The sequence below is a fragment of the Pseudomonas sp. NPDC090201 genome (assembly GCF_044746825.1).
Classification (GTDB): domain Bacteria; phylum Pseudomonadota; class Gammaproteobacteria; order Pseudomonadales; family Pseudomonadaceae; genus Aquipseudomonas; species Aquipseudomonas putida_AD.
The window spans coordinates 752,737-774,634 of record NZ_JBIVCX010000002.1; the positions used below are offsets into that span (position 1 = coordinate 752,737).

Genomic DNA, 21,898 nt, shown 5'->3' on the forward strand with positions numbered 1-21,898 from the left:
GATTCGTCTCAGGCACACCGCCGTCGCGGGCAAGCGCGCTCCTACAGGCATCAAGGCCTACATCAACCCATGCTCCACCATCGACAACGGATCACCGTCGCCGATGATCACATGGTCGATCACCACGACATCCACCATCGCCAGGGCTTTCTTCAGGCTTTGCGTCAGGTCGATGTCCGCCTGGCTGGCCTCGCACACGCCGGACGGATGGTTGTGGCAGAGGATTACCGCCGCGCAGTTGTGCGCCAGCGCCCGCTTGACCACCTGCCGGGCATGCACATGGGCCATGTTGATCGAGCCCTGAAACAGCGCCTCGAAAGCCTGTACGCGGTTCTTGCTGTCCAGGAACAGACACCCGAACACCTCGTGAGGCTCGTGCCGCAGCAAGGCCTTCAGGTAGCTGCGTACCTGTGTCGGGCTACCCATCACCGAGCCGCGCCTGAGGTCCTCGCCCATATTACGCCGGGCGATTTCCATGACGGCCTGCAATTGCGCAAACTTGGCCGGGCCCAGGCCCATTTCGCTGCTGAACGCGGCCAGATTGGCATCGAGCAGCGCCCGCAGGCTGCCGAACCGGCTTAGAAGATGCCGGGCCAGGTCCACGGCGCTCTTCCCCGACACACCCGTGCGCAGGAAGATAGCCAACAGCTCGGCATCGGAAAGGCTCGCAGCCCCTCGTTCGAGCAACTTCTCCCGGGGCCTTTCGGCGGCTGGCCAATCGCGAATACTCATAGCACCTCCCTGACTGTGGGCGCCGCTGTTCCCGTGCGGTCGCTGTGCTATCTTAGCCATCTTTTTTACGCGGCAGCCGGGCCTTGGGAGGCGACTTGTTTGCCGCGTGTAAACTCGACCAAAAGGCAGGCCTATGCAGCGGCTGTATCGCAAACGAATCGTTCTTGGCGTCGGCGGTGGCATCGCGGCTTATAAAAGTGCAGAGCTGGTGCGTCGATTGCGCGACCACGGCGCCGAAGTACGCGTGGTCATGACCCGTGGCGGCGCCGAGTTCATCACCCCGCTGACCATGCAGGCGCTGTCCGGCCACCCGGTTCACCTGGATCTGCTGGACCCGGCGGCAGAAGCCGCGATGGGCCACATCGAACTGGCCAAGTGGGCCGACCTCGTGCTGATCGCCCCGGGCACTGCCGACCTGATGGCGCGCCTGGCCCAGGGCATCGCCAACGACCTGCTGACCACCGTGGTGTTGGCCACCGACGCTATCGTCGCGGTCGCGCCGGCCATGAACCAGGCCATGTGGCGCGACCCGTCCGTGCAGGCCAACCTTGCGACTCTGGAATCCCGCAACTTCCGCATCTTCGGCCCTGCCAGTGGCAGCCAGGCCTGTGGCGACGTGGGTTACGGCCGCATGCTCGAACCCAACGACCTTGCGCAACTGGCCGCCGATTGCTTCGAGCGCCTGACGCTGACCGGCAAACACGTACTGATCACCGCCGGCCCGACCCAGGAAAACATCGACCCGGTGCGCTACATCACAAACCACAGCTCCGGGAAAATGGGCTTCGCCCTGGCCGAAGCTGCCGTGGAAGCCGGTGCACGGGTCACGCTCATCACCGGCCCCGTGAACCTGCAGACCCCGGACCGGGTGACGCGCATCGACGTGGTCAGCGCCCGCGACATGCTCGCTGCCTGCGAAGCCGCCATGCCCTGCGATCTGTTCATCGCGTCTGCCGCAGTCGCTGACTACCGCCCGGAAGTCGTCGCCCCACAAAAATTGAAGAAAGACCCTACGAAGGGAGATGGCCTGCTGCTGCAGATGGTCCGCAACCCGGACATTCTGGCGACCATCGCCCAGCGTGAGGACCGCCCCTTCAGTGTCGGTTTCGCCGCCGAAACCGAGAACCTGCTCGACTACGCCGCGCGCAAGCTCAAGGACAAGAACCTTGATCTGATCATCGCCAATGACGTCGCCAACCCAAGCATTGGCTTCAACAGCGAAGAGAACGCCTGCAGCGTGATCGACCGGGCATTGCACGAAACGCTTTTCGCACAGACCAGCAAGGGCAAGATTGCCCGCCAGCTGGTGACTTTTATCGCTGACCGTATGAAACAGGTTTAATCACGTATGCACGCTCTACAAGCCAAGATCCTCGACCCACGCATTGGCGGCGAATTCCCGCTTCCGGCCTACGCCACCACAGGCTCGGCCGGCCTGGACCTGCGCGCCATGCTCAAAGAGGACACGGTGCTTGAGCCCGGCCAGACCCTGCTGATCCCGACCGGCCTGTCGATCTACATCGCAGACCCGAGCCTGGCCGCGCTGATCCTGCCGCGTTCGGGCCTGGGCCATAAGCACGGCATCGTGCTGGGCAACCTCGTCGGCCTGATCGACTCCGATTACCAGGGCGAGTTGATGGTCTCCTGCTGGAACCGTGGCCAGACCGCGTTCAAGATCTCCATCGGCGAGCGCATCGCACAGCTGGTACTGGTGCCCGTGGTTCAGGCGCACTTCGAAGTGGTTCAGGAATTCGACGAAAGCCAGCGTGGCGCAGGCGGTTTCGGACATTCCGGCAGCCATTGATCGTGCGGCACAATTCACTGGCAGGCCTGCCGATGAAGCCCTGAGCGGGCCTGGCAGGATGCAGAACACCTCATCCGCACCCGTAAGACCGAGCAGGGAGAGTCGAGTTTGAAAGGCATCAAACGCACAGCCAAAGCGGCCGCAGGCCAGGAAACGACTGATGCAACGGTCAAGGACGCCAACCTGAGCCTGGCAAGCCCGGGCCTTCTCCCTTCGCTCATCGGCATAGTGGCCGCCGGGGTCCTGGTCTGGCTCGGCCTGATGAGCCAGCCCCAGCAACAGGACCAGTTGGCCCAGGCCTGGGGCACCGCTCAAGCCGGCGCCATCGGCAAGGCCCTGCGCCAGATCAACGCCGGCACCCAGGCTGCCGCGCAGGACCCTGCATTGGGTGAGGCCCTGCAAAGCAACGACCCGGCGCGGATCGAAGCCGTCCAGAGTCAACTTGCCCACCGTGACAGCGTCATCGGCGCGCGTGTGAACCCCATCGGCTTCAACACCGTCGACAATCAGGGCGCCCTGCCGATCAGCTTCGCGACCCTGGACATGCTCGCCAAGGCCGCCAAAGGCGAGACGCCCACCCCCGAAGCCCGCAAGGTGGGCGACAACTGGGTGGTCTACAGCGTCGCACCGGTGCGCACTTCCGCCGATGCGCCCGTCACCGGCACCCTGCTGCTGGGTTTCAAACTGCAACGGCTGACCAACGCCCTGCCAGAGGCACCCGCCGACGTCGGCCAGATCGTGCTGAGCCAGCAGTTTGGCGATGCAGCCGCCCAGAGCTTCCTGACCCGCGGGCAAACCGATGGTGGCCGCCCGATCGAATTCGCCACCGGCTTCCCCAACTGGAAGCTGACGTTCGCCCCTGGCCCCGCCCTGGTGTCTTCACCGCCCTCGCTGATGTTGCTCCTGGCGGCGCTGGTGGCTATTGGCAGCGTGCTGTTGGGTCTGTACCTGAACGAAAGCGCGCTCAAGCGCCGGGTCAAGGCCGACGCCCGGCAGCTGGAACAACTGCTTGAAGAACTCTCGGGCGGCAAAGCCGTCAAAGCCTTCAGCCTCAGCCTGCCGGCCCTGAACAGCCTGGCGCAGAGCATGGCGCGGATCTCGTTGCGCACCCCGCCGACCCCGGTCGTCGCCAGCAACGGTTCTGCCGCGGCCCCGTCCAGCTCGCCAGGCAGCAAGGCTGTCTTTACGTCGCAGGATGCCGATGACAGCGAGCTGACCGATCCACTGTTTCAGGACACAGACATTCTCGACCTCGATGTCATCGACGAGTCGCAGTTTCTGGAGTCGGAGCAATCCCACGCAATGAGCAGCACCGTTTCCATCGCACCTGCATTTCCGGACACCATCTTCCGCGCCTATGACATTCGCGGCATCGTCGGCGAAACCCTCAGCGGCGAAACCGCCTACTGGATCGGCCGCGCCATCGGTGCCCAGACCCAGGCACAGGGCGAACCCAACGTCAGCGTCGGCCGCGACGGTCGTCTTTCCGGCCCGGAGCTGGTGGCCCAACTGATCAAAGGCCTGTACGACAGCGGCTGCCACGTCAGCGATATCGGCCTGGTGCCAACGCCCGCGCTGTACTACGCCGCCAACGTGCTGGCCGGCCGCACCGGCGTGATGCTCACCGGCAGTCACAACCCCAAGGACTACAACGGCTTCAAGATCGTGATCGCGGGCGACACTCTGGCCAACGAGCAGATCCAGGCGCTGCACGACCGCATCAAGCGCAACAACCTGCCGCCGGCCAAGGGCAGCGTCAGCAAGGTCGATATTCTTGACCTGTACAAAGGCCAGATCATCAACGATGTGGTGCTGGCGCGGCGCATGAAAGTGGTGGTGGATTGCGGCAATGGCGCAGCCGGGGTCATCGCGCCCCAACTGCTCGAAGCCCTCAATTGCGAAGTCATCCCGCTGTTCTGCGAGGTCGACGGCAGCTTCCCCAACCACCACCCGGACCCGGGCAAACTGGAAAACCTCCAGGACCTGATCGCCAAGGTCAAGGAAACCGGCGCCGACGTGGGCCTGGCATTCGACGGCGATGGCGACCGCGTAGGTGTCGTCACCAACGCGGGCAGCGTCGTATACCCTGACCGCCTGTTGATGCTGTTCGCCCGCGATGTGGTCAAGCGCAATCCGGGTGCCGACGTCATTTTCGACGTCAAATGCACACGGCGCCTGATTCCGTTGATCCAGGAGTACGGCGGGCGTCCGGTGATGTGGAAAACCGGTCATTCGTTAATCAAGAAGAAGATGAAGGAAAGCGGCGCGCTGCTGGCTGGCGAGATGAGCGGCCACATCTTCTTCAAGGAACGCTGGTTCGGTTTCGACGACGGTATCTACAGCGCTGCGCGCCTGCTGGAGATACTCAGCCAGGAAAAACTCAGCGCTGAAGAGCTGTTCCAGACCTTCCCGAACGATCTGTCTACACCGGAGATCAACGTCAAGGTTACCGAGACCAGCAAATTCAGCATCATCCAGGCGCTGGAGCGTGATGCGCAGTGGGGCAACGCCAACCTGACGAGCATCGATGGCGTACGCGTCGATTATCCGAAAGGCTGGGGCCTGGTTCGGGCTTCCAATACCACCCCGGTGCTGGTATTACGCTTCGAAGCCGAGACCGAGGCCGAACTGCAACGGATCAAGGACGTGTTCCGCACCCAGTTGAACAACGTAGCACCGGACCTAGAACTTCCTTTTTGATCAAATTTTCTTCAGTGGAGCCCAAATGACCCTCGAACGTGATGCCGCAGCCAACGCCGCCAAGGTCCTTTCCGAAGCGCTGCCTTACATCCGACGCTTCGTCGGCAAGACGCTGGTGATCAAGTACGGCGGCAACGCCATGGAGAGCGAAGAGCTGAAAACCGGCTTTGCGCGCGACATCGTGCTGATGAAGGCCGTGGGCATCAACCCGGTCGTGGTTCACGGTGGCGGCCCGCAGATCGGCGACCTGCTCAAGCGCCTGTCCATCGAGAGTCACTTCATCGACGGCATGCGCGTCACCGATGCCCAGACCATGGACGTGGTGGAAATGGTGCTGGGTGGCCAGGTCAACAAGGACATCGTCAACCTCATCAACCGTCACGGCGGCAGCGCCATCGGCCTGACCGGTAAAGACGCGCAACTGATCCGCGCGAAAAAGATGAACGTGACCCGCCAGACCCCGGACATGACCAAGCCGGAAATCATCGACATCGGCCACGTTGGCGAAGTCGTGGGCATCAACACCGATCTGCTGAACATGCTGGTCAAGGGTGACTTCATCCCGGTAATCGCGCCGATTGGCGTGGGCGCCAATGGCGAGTCCTACAACATCAACGCCGACCTGGTCGCGGGCAAGGTGGCCGAAGCGCTGAAAGCCGAAAAGCTGATGCTGCTGACCAACATCGCGGGCCTGATGGACAAGGAAGGGAAAGTGTTGACCGGCCTGACCACCGAGCAGGTCAACGGCCTGATCGCCGACGGCACCATCTATGGCGGCATGCTGCCCAAGATCCGCTGCGCCCTTGAGGCCGTGCAGGGCGGCGTGACCACCTCGCACATCGTCGATGGCCGCGTACCGAACGCCGTGCTGCTGGAAATCTTCACCGACACCGGCGTCGGCACCCTCATCAGCAACCGCAAGCGCGCCTGATCGATCTCTAGACGGGTGAATCACTCGTAGCAGCACGGCTTGCCGGCGGGGGCGTCCTTGAGATCGACCCCACCGGCAAGCCGTGCTGCTACGGGAGATGTTTGCAGCAGAAAAACCTACTGCGTCAGCAACTGCTGCAATCGCGCGCGGTCCTGCGCGAAATCGGCGTCAGCCTGCTTGCGCGTGTTCTGGTACCGCAGGATGTCTCCTTTGAGATTCTGCTGCTGGTCGCGCACATCGCTCATCTGATCGATCAGGCTTTGCGGAACCGGACGCCCCGCTCGCTCCTGATCGGCCGCCTGCCCCTGCAACACCCCTTGCTGGGTCGCCAGGTTCTGGATATTGCCCTGGGCCACGGAAATCAGCGTATCGAGCTCCGCCAACTTGCGCGTGCGGGCACGGTCGACGTCCGCCACGCTGCTGTACAAGTGCAGCAACTGCGCATCGGCATCGGCCTGGACCTTGGCCGCCTGCGCAGCCGCCTGAGCCTCGCGCATTTCATCGGCGGTCGGCGCAGGGGGCACCACCTGGATGACCCGCCCGCGCTGGTTGAGCACCTCATAGCCCTTGCCGGAATACTCCGCCGGCACCTGACGGTCCATGACGGTCACGCCACGGCTGTCGATGTACCGGTAGAACATGATGCCCGGGCTGTCATCGGCTTGAACGCCTGCGATGCAACCGACACTCAGCAACAACGAAAGACCTACTGCGCCCGGCTTGAGCATAAAAATCCCGATCCTCTGACGACTCAGATTCCGTACTGAGCCCGGTACGCCTCAACGGCTGGCAGATGCTGCTTGAGCTGCGGATCGTCTGCCAGGAATTCCAGCACCTGATTCAACGAAACGATGCTCACCACCGGAATACCGAAGTCACGCTCGACTTCCTGGATCGCCGACAGCTCGCCGTTGCCACGCTCCTGACGGTTCAGCGCGATCAGCACGCCAGCGGCATTGGCGCCCTGGGCCTTGATGATCTGCATGACTTCGCGAATCGCGGTGCCTGCGGTGATCACATCGTCGATGATGAGCACATTGCCCGCCAGCGCAGCGCCTACCAGGCTGCCGCCTTCACCGTGGTCCTTGGCTTCCTTGCGGTTGAAGCACCAGGGCGTGTCGATGTCATGCCGGTCGGCCAAAGCCACGGCCGTCGTGGCCGCCAGGGGGATACCCTTGTAGGCCGGGCCGAACAGGACATCGAAGGAAATACCGCTTTCAACCACGGCGGCCGCATAGAACTTGCCCAGTTGGGCAAGTGCCGAACCGCTGTTGAAAAGACCGGCATTGAAGAAGTAAGGACTGGTCCGTCCGGACTTCAGAGTGAACTCACCGAAGCGCAAAACCCCACGATCGATGGCAAAACGAATGAAATCGCGCTGATACGCATGCATGAAAAAAGCCCCGAATACCACGGATTTAGCTAATTAGGTAGAGCTCGGGTATCATACACGCACGTGATTTTTGGGGCCATTTATGCGGATCATCAGTGTGAACGTTAATGGTATTCAGGCTGCAGTCGAGCGTGGTTTGCTCAGTTGGCTGCAAGCCCAGAATGCCGACGTCATCTGCCTTCAGGATACCCGCGCCTCCGCCTTCGAACTGGATGACCCGGCCTACCAACTGGACGGTTACTTCCTTTATGCCTGCGATGCCGAAGTCCCCACTCAGGGTGGCGTGGCACTTTATTCGCGGTTGCAGCCGAAAGCGGTCATCAACGGTCTGGGCTTTGAAACAGCCGACCGTTACGGGCGTTACCTGCAGGCCGATTTCGACAAAGTCAGTATTGCAACTTTGCTGCTTCCTTCCGGGATGAACGGCGATGAAGACTTGAACCAGAAGTTCAAGCTCATGGACGACTTCGGCAAGTACCTGGACAAGCAGCGGCGCAAACGTCGCGAGTACATCTATTGTGGCTCGCTGTATGTGGCGCAGCAGAAGCTGGACATCAAGAATTGGCGCGACAGCCAGCAATCCCCGGGCTTCCTGGCGCCAGAGCGTGCCTGGATGGACGAGATTGTCGGCAACATGGGCTATGTCGATGCCCTGCGCGAAGTCAGCCGCGAAGGCGACCAGTACAGCTGGTGGCCGGATAACGAACAGGCCGAGATGCTCAACCTGGGCTGGCGCTTCGATTATCAACTGCTGACCCCGGGCCTGCGCCGTTTCGTACGCAGCGCACGCCTGCCACGCCAGCCGCGCTTCTCGCAACACGCGCCGCTGATCGTGGACTACGACTGGACGTTGACCATCTGACGTTCAGTTGACCAAAAGAAAAGCCGACGTGAAGTCGGCTTTTGCTTGTCTGCACCCCAGGAACACCCCAATCGCGTAGCAGTCCGGCTTGCCGGCGGGGGCGGCGTGTCAGGCGATGCATATTTTGCTGATACACCGCTCCCGCCGGCAAGCCGTGCTGCTACGGGGCGCCGGGCAGCGGGTTACTTGATCAGCCGCCAGGTGAACGGGTAGCGATAGGCAACGCCGTCATTGGCCTTGATCCCGGCGATGATCGTCAGCACCAGTGCGCCGACGCCCACCAGCATCAGCAGCGGGAAGCCGATGACGATCACCATCAGCAGAAAGCAGATCATCGCCGCAATCGCCACGGTAATCTGAAAGTTGAGGGCTTCCTTGCCCTGGGCATCGATGAAAGGGTCAGCTTCTTTCTTCAACTGCCAGACAATCAACGGCCCCAGCAGGTTGCCGAACGGAAAGATCAGGCCGAAAAACGCTGCAAAGTGGCACAACATGGCCCACTGGCGCACTTCCTTGCTCGGCACTGGCAACGGCGGTTGACTGTCGATCATCGAACATTCCCTTTTCAGATGGTGGTGAAGCCCGAATCAGTCGGCCAGCGCGGCCTTCTGCAATTCGAAGATTTCGTTCATGCCTTTCTGGGCCAGCGCCAGCATCGCGTTCAGCTCTGCTGGCTGGAACGGCGCGCCTTCAGCAGTGCCCTGCACTTCGATGAAACCGCCGGTGCTGGTCATCACCACGTTCAGGTCGGTCTCGGCAGCGGAGTCTTCCAAGTAATCCAGGTCCAGCACCGGCTCGCCCTGATACATGCCCACCGAAACGGCGGCGATCATCTGCTTGAGCGGGTCGCCGGCTTTCAGGCCGCCGCGCTTCTTGATGGTCTTGAGGGCATCGATCAGCGCCACCATGGAGCCGGTGATCGAAGCGGTGCGAGTACCGCCGTCGGCCTGGATCACATCGCAATCAACGTACAGCGTGATGTCGCCCAGCTTGGACATGTCCAGGGCTGCGCGCAGCGAACGGCCGATCAGGCGCTGGATTTCCAGGGTCCGGCCGCCCTGCTTGCCCTTGCTCGCTTCACGCTGGTTACGCTCGCCCGTTGCGCGGGGAAGCATGCCGTATTCGGCAGTCAACCAGCCCTGGCCCTGACCCTTGAGAAAGCGCGGCACGCCGTTTTCGACGCTGACGGTGCAGATCACCTTGGTGTCACCGAACTCGACTAGCACAGACCCCTCGGCGTGTTTGGTGTAGTTGCGGGTGATGCGGATCGAGCGGAGCTGATCGGCAGCGCGACCACTTGGACGTTTCATCTGGGATACCTGTACTGAGACGGAAAACTTGGGTGCATTATAGAGGCGCAAGCTCGCGCTGGGGCATCTAATGAGCCGTCGATGACCGCTGGCACGCTCGCGAAACGACAAAACCGAACGCCTCACACATCCGATGGCCAATTCCCACGGCAGTTGCGGCATTTGGACATTTGGGCGCGCGACCTGCTCTGCGCTACAATCTTGCGCCTTTATAGCCTGTCGTTTTCGCACGACATTCATTCGGGCAGATCACCGCCCCGAACAGGCTACCGCCAACGCCTGACTTTATAGAGGTACTTGCCATGGTGCACAGCATGACGGCCTTCGCCCGCGCCGAACGAGCCGGCACCCAAGGCACGCTGAGCTGGGAACTGCGCTCGGTCAACCATCGTTATCTCGAACCGCACCTGCGCCTGCCCGAAGCTTTCCGCGACCTGGAAGGCGCCGTTCGCGAAGCGCTGCGTCAAGGCCTGTCCCGGGGCAAGATCGAGTGCACCCTGCGCTTTACCGAAGAAAGTGCCGGCAAACCGCTGCAGGTGGATCGCGAACGCGCAAGCCAGTTGGTGGCGGCAGCCGAGACCATTGCCAGCCTCATCAAGCAGCCGGCTGCGCTGAACCCGCTGGAAGTCCTGGCCTGGCCGGGGGTTCTGGTCGGCGACGCCAGCGACCCGCAGGCGCTGAACAATGACGCCCTGGCGCTGTTCAACGAAGCGCTGGACGAACTCAAGGCCGGTCGCGCCCGTGAAGGCGCGGACCTGGCCAAACTTCTCGACGAACGGCTGACGTCCATCAGCACCGAGGTCGCTACCCTGCGCACCCTCGTGCCGCAGATGCTCGCCACCCAGCGCCAGAAGGTGCTGGATCGCTTCGCCGACATGAAGGCCGAACTCGATCCGCAGCGCCTGGAACAGGAAATGGTACTGCTGGCGCAGAAAAGCGACGTCGCCGAAGAACTCGACCGCCTGAACACCCACGTCACCGAAGTGCGTCGGGTGCTCAAGACCGGCGGACAGGCCGGGCGTCGGCTGGATTTCCTGATGCAGGAACTCAACCGCGAAGCGAACACACTGGGCTCCAAAGCCTTCGATCCTCGTAGCACCCAGGCTGCGGTCAACCTCAAGGTGTTGATCGAGCAGATGCGCGAACAAGTGCAGAACATTGAGTAAGGCCACCTCCGACATGACCCACAGCACCGGCACTCTTTATATCGTTTCCGCCCCTTCGGGCGCGGGCAAGACCAGCCTGGTCAAAGCCCTGATCGATGCCCAGCCGCAGATCCGCGTCTCCGTTTCCCACACCACCCGCGCCATGCGCCCGGGTGAAGTGGACGGTGTGAACTACCACTTCGTCGATCGCGCCGAGTTCGTGCAGATGATCGAGCACGGTGACTTCCTGGAGCAGGCCGAAGTCTTCGGCAACCTGTACGGCACCTCGCAAAGCCGCCTGCAGCAGACCCTGGACGAAGGCCACGACCTGATTCTGGAAATCGACTGGCAGGGCGCCGAGCAAGTGCGCAAACTGATGCCCCACGCCCGCTCGATCTTCATCCTGCCACCAACCCAGCAGGCCCTGCGCCAGCGCCTGACCAACCGTGGCCAGGACAGCGACGAGATCATCGAAGGCCGCATGCGCGAAGCCGTGAGCGAGATGAGCCACTACGTCGAGTACGACTACATCGTCATCAACGACGATTTCGCCACGGCGCTGGAAGACCTCAAGGCGATTTTCCGCGCCAACCTGCTGAGCCAGGAACACCAGCAGCAGCGTCATAGCCAGTTGCTGACACAATTGTTGGCATAAACACGCCACTGCCGGTGTGGTTACACCACGAACCTGTAGGAGCGCGCTTGCCCGCGATGGCGGTGTGTCAGGCAATGATTGTGTTGGATTGATTGACGCCATCGCGGGCAAGCGCGCTCCTACGGGGCCGGGCAAAGCATTGAAAACGTGTCAAAACCGACCGCTCGTGGCTTGCCGCTTGAAGCTTTTGCCTGTCCACTTGTAAACTACCGAGTCCGCTCGCCCATCCGGGCACCGCGCATACCGCATTTGCTACGAGGAATACCCATGGCCCGCGTGACCGTTGAAGACTGCCTGGAACATGTAGATAACCGCTTTGAGCTGGTCATGCTCGCCACCAAGCGTTCGCGTCAACTGGCTACCGGCGGTAAAGAGCCTAAAGTAGCCTGGGAAAACGACAAGCCTACCGTTGTTGCCCTGCGTGAAATCGCAGAAGGCCTGATGGACTACTCCGTCATTGCAGAAGCCGAAATCGTTGAAGATGAACCACTGTTCGCAGCGTTCGAGGACGAGTCCAACGAGGCCGTCTAAGCCTATGCCCGGTCGACGTAGCAAGGCGCAGGGTCACAGCCCTCGGCAAGGAGTCCTATCTTGCCGAGCATAGACGCCCTCGCCGATCGCCTCTCGACCTACCTCGGCACTGACCAGGTCAACCTGGTTCGCCGAGCGTACTTCTACGCCGAACAAGCCCACGACGGCCAACGCCGTCGCAGCGGTGAAGCCTACGTCACGCATCCGCTGGCGGTGGCCAATATCCTTGCCGACATGCACATGGACCATCAGAGCCTGATGGCCGCGATGCTGCATGACGTGATCGAAGACACCGGCATCGCCAAGGAAGCGCTGTGTGCGCAGTTCGGCGAAACCGTGGCCGAACTGGTCGATGGGGTCAGCAAACTGACCCAGATGAACTTCGAGACCAAGGCCGAGGCGCAGGCCGAGAACTTCCAGAAGATGGCCATGGCCATGGCGCGCGACATCCGCGTGATCCTGGTCAAGCTGGCCGACCGCCTGCACAACATGCGCACCCTGGAAGTGCTGTCGGGCGAGAAACGCCGCCGCATTGCCAAGGAAACCCTCGAAATCTACGCGCCCATCGCCAACCGCCTGGGCATGCACAGCGTGCGTATCGAATTCGAAGACCTGGGTTTCAAGGCCATGTACCCGATGCGCTCCACGCGCATTGGCCAGGCCGTCAAGCGCGCCCGCGGCAACCGCAAGGAACTGGTCAACAAGATCGAAGAATCGCTGAGCCACTGCCTGGCGGTCGATGGCATCGAGGGCGAAGTCAGCGGCCGGCAGAAACACCTCTACGGCATCTACAAGAAGATGCGCGGCAAGCGTCGGGCCTTCAACGAGATCATGGACGTCTATGCGTTCCGGATCATCGTCGACAAGGTCGACACCTGCTACCGCGTGCTCGGCGCTGTACATAATTTGTACAAACCCCTGCCCGGCCGCTTCAAGGATTACATCGCGATTCCCAAGGCCAACGGCTACCAGTCGTTGCACACCACGCTGTTCGGCATGCACGGCGTGCCCATCGAAATCCAGATCCGCACCCGGGAAATGGAAGAGATGGCCAACAACGGGATCGCCGCGCACTGGCTGTACAAGTCTTCTGGCGACGAGCAGCCCAAGGGCACTCACGCTCGCGCCCGCCAGTGGGTCAAGGGCGTGCTGGAAATGCAGCAACGCGCCGGCAACTCGCTGGAATTCATCGAAAGCGTGAAGATCGACCTGTTCCCGGACGAGGTCTACGTGTTCACGCCCAAGGGCCGGATCATGGAGCTGCCCAAGGGCTCCACAGCGGTGGACTTCGCCTATGCGGTGCACACCGACGTCGGCAACAGCTGCATCGCCTGCCGGATCAACCGCCGCCTGGCGCCGCTGTCCGAACCGCTGCAAAGCGGCTCGACGGTTGAGATCGTCAGCGCGCCGGGCGCACGACCCAACCCTGCCTGGCTCAATTTCGTCGTCACCGGCAAGGCGCGTACCCATATCCGTCACGCCCTCAAGCTGCAGCGCCGTTCCGAGTCCATCAGCCTGGGCGAACGCCTGCTGAACAAGGTGCTCAACGGCTTCGACAGCAGCCTGGACAAGATCCCGCGCGAACGCCTGCAAGCGATCCTGGCCGAGTACCGGGTCGAAGTCATCGAAGATCTCCTTGAAGACGTCGGCCTGGGCAACCGCATGGCCTACGTCGTGGCGCGCCGCCTGCTGGCCAGCGAAGGCGAGGAGCTGCCAAGCGCCGAAGGGCCGCTGGCGATTCGCGGCACCGAGGGCCTGGTGCTCAGCTACGCCAAATGCTGCACACCGATTCCGGGGGACCCGATCGTCGGCCATCTCTCGGCGGGCAAAGGCATGGTCGTGCACCTGGACAACTGCCGCAACATCAGTGAAATCCGCCACAACCCGGAAAAATGCATCCAGCTTTCCTGGGCCAAGGACGTCACCGGCGAATTCAACGTCGAGCTGCGCGTCGAGCTGGAACACCAGCGCGGGCTCATTGCCCTGCTGGCCAGCAGCGTCAACGCAGCGGATGGCAACATCGAAAAAATCAGCATGGACGAGCGCGATGGCCGCATCAGCGTGGTTCAACTGGTGGTCAGCGTGCACGACCGTGTGCATCTGGCCCGCGTGATCAAGAAACTGCGCGCCCTGACCGGCGTGATACGCATCACCCGCATGCGCGCGTAGCCAAACCGCCAACAGGAGTTTTTCATGAGCAAGACCGTCATCTCCAGCGACAAAGCCCCGGCCGCAATCGGCACTTACTCGCAGGCGATCAAGGCAGGCAACACTGTCTACATGTCCGGCCAGATTCCTCTGGACCCCAAGACCATGGAACTGGTCGAAGGCTTCGAAGCCCAGACCGTCCAGGTGTTCGAGAACCTGAAAGCCGTGGCTGAAGCGGCTGGCGGTTCGTTCAAGGACATCGTCAAGCTGAACATCTTCCTGACCGACCTGAGCCACTTCGCCAAGGTCAACGAAATCATGGGTAAATACTTCGAACAGCCTTACCCGGCACGCGCTGCAATCGGCGTCGCTGCCCTGCCGCGTGGCGCCCAGGTTGAAATGGACGCCGTGCTGGTCCTCGAGTAAATCCCCTCGCGGAGCGCATCCACGCTCCGCTACCCCCGAGCAAAGAAAGGACTCCGCATATGCGTATCGCATTTGCCCTCTCGCTGCTGGCCGCGCTATTGAGCGGTTGCGCCAGCCATTCCAACAAGACGCCCGACGGCGTCTGGATCAACCAGGCTGCCATCGATGCCGCTGCCGAAGGTGGCAATCTGCGCCAATCGCTGCTGGCGTATGGCCCGACGCTGGAATGGAACATCAATACGGCGGCAGGCCAGGCTACGTCCTATAACGGTTTCGAGCTGACCGAAGGCAAGATCGCCAAAGACCCCGAGGGTCTGTGGAAGGTCAACGTCTATGGCAGCGCCTCTGACGATCTGAAGCTCAAGGGCGATGAACTGGTGCAGAACGCCAGCGACACAGGACCCGAACAGCATTTCCGCCAACCCAAGGAAGCCGCACAGGCCGGCGCACAGCCGGGTGCAGCCTTCGAACGGGCGCTCTACACCGCCTATCTGGGTGGCAAGTGGAAAATCGTCAATGGCGAAGGTGAAGGCAGCATCGTCGAATTCCAGCCGGACGGTACCGTCAGCGGCCTGCCGGGCAATGACCGCTACGCACTTTGTCTGGCCGGCGACTGCGCTGCCATGAGCGGCGAATACGACAGCATGTGGCTGGAAAAGAACGAGCGCGGCAATCCGTGGGTGTTCGTGCGCACGGGCAAGCAGCTGGAGATTTTCCAGGCGGTGAACAACGCCCAGCCAACCGAAATGCCCGACCTGCGTCCGGGCGAGCGGCATTGGGTGCTGGAGAAAAACTGATCCACACCAACCTGTAGGAGCGCGCTTGCCCGCGACAGCGTCGATGAATTCAACACAGCCATCGCCTGACACACCGCCGTCGCGGGCAAGCGCGCTCCTACAGGGTTTTGTGTGGATGGACGATCACTCGCCAGCCAACATCGCCTCATACCCTTCCTTGTAACTGGCATAACGCGGCGCCCACCCCAGCGCTTTGGCCCGTGCATTGCTGCACCGCTTGCTGCCTGCGCGGCGAACGCTGTTTTCATCCGACCACTGCGTCACTCCCAGGCGCTCGCGCATCCAGTCGACCACCTCAGCCAGCGCCACAGGCGCGTCATCGACGCCCAGGTAGCAATCCTCGAGCGCCACGCCGCGCGCATCGGCCTGCAGCAGAAACGCCAGCAAGCCCGCCGCATCGTCGGCATGAATCCGGTTGCCATAGAGAGGTGGCTCAACGGCCACGCTGTAGCCCTGACGCACACGATTCATCAGGTCACTGCGCCCCGGACCGTAGATCCCGGTGAGCCTGACGATGCTTGCAGGGATGCCACTGTTCAGCGCCACCTGCTCGGCCTCGCGCATCACCTGTCCGGAAAAGCCTGTGCCTTCGGCAGGCGACGTCTCGTCGATCCACTCCCCGTCCTGCTGCCCATACACGCTGCTGCTGGAGACGAACAGAATCCGCTTGGGCCGCTGCCCGCTGCGTTCGGTCCAGGCCAGCACGTGGCGCAAGCCCTGGACATACGCCGCGCGATACCCTGCTTCATCGCGCTGACTGGGCGTCGCGCTGTAGACCAGGTAATCGATACGCCCTTCCGGCCATTGCTCGGGCATGCGTGCGTCGAACAGGTCGCCACTGACCCCGCGCACGCCGCGGGGCAGCTTGGCGACACTCCTGCGCAATCCGTAGACCGTCCACCCCTGAGGCAACAGCTCAGCGGCCAGACGCCCGCCAATATCCCCGCAGCCAGCTATCAAAACGGATGGCACCGTCATGGCCAATCTCCACATCAAAAGTAGGTTCTAGTCCGTAAAACAAGGCTGGAATGCGACCATCGGGACGCATTCGTGTTAAAAAAAGATACTCTATTACTTTTGTTAACAAGAATTACTTGCAATAATATCGGCCCTTTGTTCTTCACCGCTCGCCTCGTGCCAGCGCGTCGCATTCAGAACGAAACACCTTTTTCATATCAGGTCGGGCCAGCATGACACTTAATCAATCCCCCGCTTCGTCGATCACGTCTTCGGCCCTGCCACGTGCAGGTCGCGCGATTGCCGCCGTATTGTTCAGCCTCATGCTGGCGCCTGTGGCGCTGGCCGACTCGAACGCTCCGGCTCAGTCCCCGGCACCGGCGGTTCAACCTGCAGCCCCTGCCGCTACGCCAGTTGACACCACCGCAGCCCCTGCCGTTCAGGACGCTGCACCGGTCGAGTCGGTTGAAGCCGCTGCCGAAGACAACAGCCTGGGCATGTCCCACGACCTGTCGCCATGGGGCATGTACAAGAACGCCGACATCGTCGTCAAAGCCGTGATGATTGGCCTGGCCATCGCCTCGATCATCACCTGGACCATCTGGATCGCCAAAGGCTTCGAGCTGCTGGGCGCCAAGCGTCGCCTCAAGGGTGAAATCGCCGCCCTCAAGCGCGCCCGTACTCTGGACGAAGCCAGCGCCGGTGCCAAGAAGCAAGGCACCCTGGCCAACCTGCTGGTGCACGATGCCCTCGAAGAAATGCACCTGTCGGTCAACAGCCGCGAGCGCGAAGGCATCAAGGAGCGCGTCAGCTTCCGCCTGGAGCGTCTGGTTGCCGCTTGCGGCCGCAACATGAGCATGGGCACCGGCGTGCTCGCCACCATCGGCTCCACCGCGCCCTTCGTCGGCCTGTTCGGTACCGTGTGGGGCATCATGAACAGCTTCATCGGCATCGCCAAGACCCAGACCACCAACCTTGCAGTCGTCGCTCCCGGCATCGCCGAGGCACTCCTGGCCACCGCACTGGGCCTGGTTGCGGCGATTCCTGCCGTTGTCATCTACAACGTCTTCGCCCGCTCCATCGCAGGCTACAAGGCGCAGGTCTCCGATGCCTCGGCCCAGGTACTGCTGCTGGTCAGCCGCGACCTGGACCACCAGCCGACCGCCGAACGTGCCCAGCAACCGCACATGGTAAAAATGGGGTAAGCCATGGGCCTGCATCTAAACGAAGGTGGCGATGACCTCGCCGAGAACCACGAAATCAACGTGACGCCGTTCATCGACGTCATGCTGGTGCTGTTGATCATCTTCATGGTGGCGGCGCCTCTGGCCACCGTGGACATCAAGGTCGACCTGCCCGCCTCCACGGCCAAGCCGGCGCCCCGACCCGAGAAGCCGATCTTCCTGAGCGTCAAGGCCGACCAGAGCCTGTACCTGGGCGACGAGAAGGTCGCTCGCGAGCAGATCGGTCCGGTGCTGGACGCCAAGACCAAGGGCAAGAAAGACACCACCATCTTCTTCCAGGCCGACAAGGGCGTGGATTACGGCGACCTGATGGAAGTCATGAACGCGCTGCGCGGGGCCGGTTACCTGAAAGTCGGCCTGGTCGGTCTTGAGACGGTTGGTAAGAAATGATCAATACGCGCCAAAAACTGACGCGCTATAGCGGTAGTCTGTTGTTGGTGCTGGCGGTCCATGCCGGGGCGATCTTCGTCGCGCTGCACTGGTCCGCCCCGCAGGCCATCGAGCTGCCACCGGCGGCGATGATGGTTGAGCTGGCGCCTGTACCCGAGCCCGCTCCGCCTCCACCGCCCAAAGTGGTGCAACCGCCGCAGCCGCCTGCGCCGGAAGAGGAACTGCCGATTCCGCCAATCGCCGAAGCGCCGAAGCCGGAAATCGCCATTCCAAAACCGGTCAAGCCCAAGCCGAAACCACAGCCGCCAAAGCCCGTTAAAAAGGTCGAGCCGCCGAAGGAAGAAAAGCCTGCCGATGAAAAGCCGGTGGACACTCCCCCTTCGACCGCAAAGCCCGAGAAATCGGCCGCACCGGAACCTGCTCCGCCAACGCCACCGAGCACCGCACTGCCAAGCTGGCAGGGCGATCTGTTGCGCCACCTGAGCAAGTACAAGAAGTATCCGGATGATGCGCGTCGTCGTGGCATGCAGGGCATCAACCGTCTGCGCTTCGTCGTGGATGGCGAAGGCCGCGTACTGTCCTACGAAATTGCCGGCGGTTCAGGCAGTGCCTCGCTGGATCGGGCCACACTGGAAATGATTCGTCGTGCCCAGCCGTTGCCAAAGCCGCCGGCCGAACTGCTCAACAACGGCACGCTGGAAGTGGTCGCGCCCTTCGTTTATTCCCTGGATAAACGTTGAAACGGTGATTTTGCGACAACAGAGGGTTTGATAACGTGCGTCTATCGATTGCACCCGCTATGCTGGGGCCGCAACTTCATGGACGCACGCTATGACCCTCACAGAATTGCGCTATATCGTTACCCTCGCTCAAGAGCAGCATTTCGGCCATGCCGCCGAACGCTGCCACGTCAGCCAGCCGACCCTATCGGTAGGCGTGAAGAAGCTGGAAGATGAACTCGGTGTGCTGATTTTCGAGCGCAGCAAGAGTGCGGTACGTCTGACGCCGGTTGGCGAGGGCATCGTGGCTCAAGCGCAGAAGGTGCTCGAACAGGCCCAGGGCATCCGTGAACTGGCCCAGACCGGCAAGAACCAACTGACCGCCCCGCTGAAGGTCGGCGCCATCTACACCGTCGGCCCTTACCTGTTTCCCCACCTGATTCCGCAACTGCACCGGGTCGCCCCGCAGATGCCGTTGTATATCGAAGAGAACTTCACCCACGTGCTGCGCGACAAACTGCGCAACGGTGAACTCGACGCGATCATCATCGCCCTGCCGTTCAACGAAGCCGACGTACTGACCATGTCCCTGTACGACGAGCCGTTCTACGTGTTGATGCCGGCCGATCACCCCTGGACCCAGAAGACCTCCATCGACGCCGCAGCGCTCAACGACAAGAGCCTGTTGCTGCTGGGCGAAGGCCACTGCTTCCGCGACCAGGTGCTCGAAGCCTGCCCGACCCTGGTCAAGGGCGGCGACAGCGCCAAGCACACCACGGTCGAGTCCAGCTCGCTGGAAACCATCCGCCACATGGTGGCTTCGGGCCTGGGCGTTTCGATCCTGCCGATGTCGGCCGTTGACAGCCACCATTACGCCCCCGGCGTGATCGAGGTTCGTCCGCTGTCCGCACCGGTTCCGTTCCGCACCGTCGCCATCGCCTGGCGTGCCAGTTTCCCGCGTCCAAAGGCCATCGAGATCCTGGCCGACTCGATCCGCCTGTGCTCCGTAGCCCGCCCCAAAGCCCAGGCACAGGCGAGCTAAGTAGCGGTATGACGGAGCTGTCTCACGTCTCGGTCACGGCGCTCAAGGGCGTCGGCGAGGCCATGGCTGAAAAGCTGGCGAAAGTCGGACTGGAAAATATCCAGGACGTACTGTTCCACCTGCCCCTGCGTTATCAGGACCGCACCCGCGTCGTGCCCATCGGCGCCTTGCGGCCCGGGCAGGATGCGGTAATCGAAGGCGTGGTCAGTGGCGCAGACGTGGTCATGGGCAAGCGCCGCAGCCTGCTGGTGCGGCTGGGTGACGGCACGGGCGTGCTGAGCCTGCGCTTCTATCACTTCAGCAATGCCCAGAAAGACGGTCTCAAGCGTGGGACCCACGTACGTTGCTACGGCGAAGCCCGGCCCGGCGCGTCGGGGCTGGAAATCTATCACCCCGAATACCGCGCCATCACCGGCGAAGAGCACATCGCGGTGGAGCAGACCCTCACCCCGATCTACCCGACCACCGAAGGCCTGACCCAGCAGCGCCTGCGCCAGTTGACCCAGCAGAGCCTGGGCATGCTCGGCCCGCGCAGCCTGCCGGACTGGCTGCCGGACGAACTGGCCCGGGACTACCAACTGGCGCCGCTGGCCGATGCCATCCACTACCTGCATCACCCGCCGGCCGACGCCGATGTCGAAGAGCTCGCGCTGGGCCATCACTGGGCACAGCACCGGCTGGCATTCGAAGAACTGCTGACGCACCAGCTTTCCCAGCAACGCCTGCGTGAAAGCCTGCGCTCCCAACGCGCCCCGGCGCTGCCGATTGCCAAGCGCCTGCCCAGACAGTTCCTCGCCAACCTCGGCTTCCCGCCTACCGGCGCGCAGCAACGTGTGGGCAAGGAAATCGCCTACGACCTCAGTCAGCAGGAACCGATGCTGCGGCTGATTCAGGGCGACGTCGGCGCAGGCAAAACCGTGGTCGCGGCGCTGGCAGCATTGCAGGCACTGGAAGCCGGGTATCAGGTCGCGCTGATGGCGCCCACCGAGATTCTGGCCGAGCAGCACTACATCAACTTCACCCGCTGGCTCGAACCGCTGGGCATCGAGACTGCGTGGCTGGCGGGCAAGCTCAAGGGCAAGGCCCGCGCCGCATCGCTGGAACAGATCGCCAACGGCGCGCCGATGGTCGTCGGCACCCATGCGCTGTTCCAGGACGAGGTGCAGTTCAAGAACCTGGCCCTGGTCATCATCGACGAACAGCACCGCTTCGGTGTGCAGCAGCGCCTGGCGTTGCGCAAGAAAGGCGTGGGCGGCCTGATGTGCCCGCATCAGCTGATCATGACCGCAACGCCGATTCCGCGAACCCTGGCGATGAGCGCCTACGCCGACCTAGATACCTCGATCCTCGACGAACTGCCGCCGGGCCGCACGCCGGTCAACACCGTGCTGGTGGCCGACAGCCGCCGTATCGAGGTGGTCGAGCGCGTGCGCAATGCCTGCGCCGAAGGCCGTCAGGCCTACTGGGTGTGCACGCTGATCGAAGAATCCGAAGAGCTGACCTGCCAGGCCGCCGAGACCACCTTTGAAGAACTGACCAGCGCACTGGGCGAGCTCAAGGTCGGGCTGATCCACGGCCGCATGAAGCCCGCCGAAAAAGCTGCGGTCATGGCCGAGTTCAAGCAGGGCAACCTGCAACTGCTGGTGGCGACGACGGTGATCGAAGTCGGCGTGGACGTGCCCAATGCCAGCCTGATGATTATCGAGAACCCGGAACGCCTGGGCCTGGCGCAGTTGCACCAGTTGCGCGGGCGGGTTGGCCGGGGTAGCGCGGCCAGTCATTGTGTGTTGTTGTACCACCCGCCATTGTCACAGATCGGCAAGCAGCGTCTGGGCATCATGCGCGAGACTAACGACGGCTTCGTGATCGCCGAGAAAGACCTCGAATTGCGCGGGCCGGGCGAGATGCTCGGCACCCGACAAACGGGCCTGTTGCAGTTCAAGGTCGCGGACCTGATGCGCGACGCCGACCTGCTGCCCGCGGTCAGAGACGCCGCTCAGGCGCTGCTGGAACGCTGGCCGCAACACGTCAGCCCCTTGCTCGAAAGATGGCTGCGGCACGGGCAGCAATACGGGCAAGTGTGATTCAGTCAGCAATAAGAACTTGTCTCAC

General features: G+C 62.4%; 22 protein-coding genes. 16 read left to right on the top strand and 6 right to left on the bottom strand.

From position 1 onward, the window contains the following. Nucleotides 1-57 precede the first annotated feature (57 nt). Nucleotides 58-732: a DNA repair protein RadC gene (gene radC / locus ACIPOO_RS09590; protein WP_274133109.1), complete on the bottom strand. Its 675-nt coding sequence runs from the start codon at nucleotides 730-732 to the stop codon at nucleotides 58-60. A gap of 133 nt (nucleotides 733-865) precedes the next feature. On the opposite strand from radC, the gene coaBC reads away from it, so the two are divergent. The 4 genes from coaBC to argB all read left to right on the top strand — a co-directional run bounded on the left by coaBC (nucleotide 866) and on the right by argB (nucleotide 6,167). Further along, nucleotides 866-2,074, top strand: coding sequence for a bifunctional phosphopantothenoylcysteine decarboxylase/phosphopantothenate--cysteine ligase CoaBC (gene coaBC, locus ACIPOO_RS09595; RefSeq protein WP_400606149.1), 1,209 nt, complete (start codon nucleotides 866-868; stop codon nucleotides 2,072-2,074). A gap of 6 nt (nucleotides 2,075-2,080) precedes the next feature. Then, nucleotides 2,081-2,536, top strand: coding sequence for a dUTP diphosphatase (dut, locus tag ACIPOO_RS09600; protein WP_274133111.1), 456 nt, complete (start codon nucleotides 2,081-2,083; stop codon nucleotides 2,534-2,536). Nucleotides 2,537-3,838: 1,302 nt separating this feature from the next. Beyond that, nucleotides 3,839-5,236, top strand: coding sequence for a phosphomannomutase/phosphoglucomutase (locus ACIPOO_RS09605; protein ID WP_274133132.1), 1,398 nt, complete (start codon nucleotides 3,839-3,841; stop codon nucleotides 5,234-5,236). A 25-nt stretch (nucleotides 5,237-5,261) separates the two neighbouring features. Next, the gene (argB, locus tag ACIPOO_RS09610) at nucleotides 5,262-6,167 is read left to right on the top strand and encodes an acetylglutamate kinase (protein ID WP_400606153.1); all 906 of its coding nucleotides are present in this window, start codon (nucleotides 5,262-5,264) and stop codon (nucleotides 6,165-6,167) included. Nucleotides 6,168-6,283: 116 nt separating this feature from the next. Here argB and ACIPOO_RS09615 read toward each other — a convergent pair whose 3' ends face one another. Both ACIPOO_RS09615 and pyrE read right to left on the bottom strand, forming a co-directional pair. Then, on the bottom strand, nucleotides 6,284-6,895 hold the full coding sequence (locus ACIPOO_RS09615) for a DUF4124 domain-containing protein (RefSeq protein ID WP_400606155.1): 612 nt from the start codon (nucleotides 6,893-6,895) through the stop codon (nucleotides 6,284-6,286). Nucleotides 6,896-6,918: 23 nt separating this feature from the next. Further along, the gene (gene pyrE / locus ACIPOO_RS09620) at nucleotides 6,919-7,560 is read right to left on the bottom strand and encodes an orotate phosphoribosyltransferase (RefSeq protein ID WP_274133114.1); all 642 of its coding nucleotides are present in this window, start codon (nucleotides 7,558-7,560) and stop codon (nucleotides 6,919-6,921) included. Between the two features lie 82 nt (nucleotides 7,561-7,642). Between pyrE and ACIPOO_RS09625 the strand changes: the two genes are divergently transcribed. Continuing rightward, a complete protein-coding gene (locus tag ACIPOO_RS09625; RefSeq protein ID WP_274133115.1) occupies nucleotides 7,643-8,422 on the top strand; it encodes an exodeoxyribonuclease III in 780 nt (259 codons plus the stop codon). 182 nt (nucleotides 8,423-8,604) lie between these two features. On the opposite strand, the gene ACIPOO_RS09630 is transcribed toward ACIPOO_RS09625, so the two are convergent. Next, complete coding sequence (locus ACIPOO_RS09630; RefSeq protein ID WP_274133116.1) at nucleotides 8,605-8,973, bottom strand: DUF4870 domain-containing protein; 369 nt, start codon at nucleotides 8,971-8,973, stop codon at nucleotides 8,605-8,607. 36 nt (nucleotides 8,974-9,009) lie between these two features. Beyond that, a complete protein-coding gene (rph, locus tag ACIPOO_RS09635; RefSeq protein WP_400606159.1) occupies nucleotides 9,010-9,732 on the bottom strand; it encodes a ribonuclease PH in 723 nt (240 codons plus the stop codon). 302 nt (nucleotides 9,733-10,034) lie between these two features. Between rph and ACIPOO_RS09640 the strand changes: the two genes are divergently transcribed. The 6 genes from ACIPOO_RS09640 (at nucleotide 10,035) to ACIPOO_RS09665 (ending at nucleotide 15,434) form a co-directional block, all read left to right on the top strand. Then, the gene (locus tag ACIPOO_RS09640; protein ID WP_400606162.1) at nucleotides 10,035-10,898 is read left to right on the top strand and encodes a YicC/YloC family endoribonuclease; all 864 of its coding nucleotides are present in this window, start codon (nucleotides 10,035-10,037) and stop codon (nucleotides 10,896-10,898) included. Between the two features lie 13 nt (nucleotides 10,899-10,911). Beyond that, the gene (gene gmk, locus ACIPOO_RS09645; RefSeq protein ID WP_400606376.1) at nucleotides 10,912-11,532 is read left to right on the top strand and encodes a guanylate kinase; all 621 of its coding nucleotides are present in this window, start codon (nucleotides 10,912-10,914) and stop codon (nucleotides 11,530-11,532) included. Nucleotides 11,533-11,799: 267 nt separating this feature from the next. Beyond that, a complete protein-coding gene (gene rpoZ, locus ACIPOO_RS09650) occupies nucleotides 11,800-12,063 on the top strand; it encodes a DNA-directed RNA polymerase subunit omega (RefSeq protein ID WP_400606164.1) in 264 nt (87 codons plus the stop codon). A gap of 60 nt (nucleotides 12,064-12,123) precedes the next feature. Continuing rightward, nucleotides 12,124-14,232: a bifunctional GTP diphosphokinase/guanosine-3',5'-bis pyrophosphate 3'-pyrophosphohydrolase gene (gene spoT / locus ACIPOO_RS09655; protein WP_400606167.1), complete on the top strand. Its 2,109-nt coding sequence runs from the start codon at nucleotides 12,124-12,126 to the stop codon at nucleotides 14,230-14,232. 24 nt (nucleotides 14,233-14,256) lie between these two features. Next, the gene (locus ACIPOO_RS09660; protein ID WP_274133121.1) at nucleotides 14,257-14,637 is read left to right on the top strand and encodes a RidA family protein; all 381 of its coding nucleotides are present in this window, start codon (nucleotides 14,257-14,259) and stop codon (nucleotides 14,635-14,637) included. Between the two features lie 59 nt (nucleotides 14,638-14,696). Next, complete coding sequence (locus ACIPOO_RS09665; protein ID WP_274133122.1) at nucleotides 14,697-15,434, top strand: hypothetical protein; 738 nt, start codon at nucleotides 14,697-14,699, stop codon at nucleotides 15,432-15,434. A gap of 123 nt (nucleotides 15,435-15,557) precedes the next feature. Here ACIPOO_RS09665 and ACIPOO_RS09670 read toward each other — a convergent pair whose 3' ends face one another. Then, the gene (locus ACIPOO_RS09670) at nucleotides 15,558-16,412 is read right to left on the bottom strand and encodes an SDR family oxidoreductase (protein ID WP_400606170.1); all 855 of its coding nucleotides are present in this window, start codon (nucleotides 16,410-16,412) and stop codon (nucleotides 15,558-15,560) included. Nucleotides 16,413-16,624: 212 nt separating this feature from the next. Here ACIPOO_RS09670 and exbB point away from each other — a divergent pair, with 212 nt between their 5' ends. The 5 genes from exbB to recG all read left to right on the top strand — a co-directional run bounded on the left by exbB (nucleotide 16,625) and on the right by recG (nucleotide 21,870). Beyond that, nucleotides 16,625-17,596: a tonB-system energizer ExbB gene (gene exbB / locus ACIPOO_RS09675; protein ID WP_274135546.1), complete on the top strand. Its 972-nt coding sequence runs from the start codon at nucleotides 16,625-16,627 to the stop codon at nucleotides 17,594-17,596. A 3-nt stretch (nucleotides 17,597-17,599) separates the two neighbouring features. Further along, nucleotides 17,600-18,025, top strand: coding sequence for a TonB system transport protein ExbD (exbD, locus tag ACIPOO_RS09680; RefSeq protein ID WP_274135547.1), 426 nt, complete (start codon nucleotides 17,600-17,602; stop codon nucleotides 18,023-18,025). Beyond that, nucleotides 18,022-18,765 (top strand): energy transducer TonB, encoded by a 744-nt coding sequence (locus ACIPOO_RS09685; protein WP_274135548.1) that lies wholly within the window; start codon nucleotides 18,022-18,024, stop codon nucleotides 18,763-18,765. Before exbD ends, ACIPOO_RS09685 begins: the two co-directional genes overlap by 4 nt. A 91-nt stretch (nucleotides 18,766-18,856) precedes the next feature. Continuing rightward, nucleotides 18,857-19,786 (top strand): hydrogen peroxide-inducible genes activator, encoded by a 930-nt coding sequence (locus ACIPOO_RS09690; protein WP_274135549.1) that lies wholly within the window; start codon nucleotides 18,857-18,859, stop codon nucleotides 19,784-19,786. An 8-nt stretch (nucleotides 19,787-19,794) separates the two neighbouring features. Further along, entirely contained in the window at nucleotides 19,795-21,870 is a 2,076-nt protein-coding gene (gene recG, locus ACIPOO_RS09695; RefSeq protein ID WP_400606174.1) for an ATP-dependent DNA helicase RecG, read from the top strand. Nucleotides 21,871-21,898 lie beyond the last annotated feature (28 nt).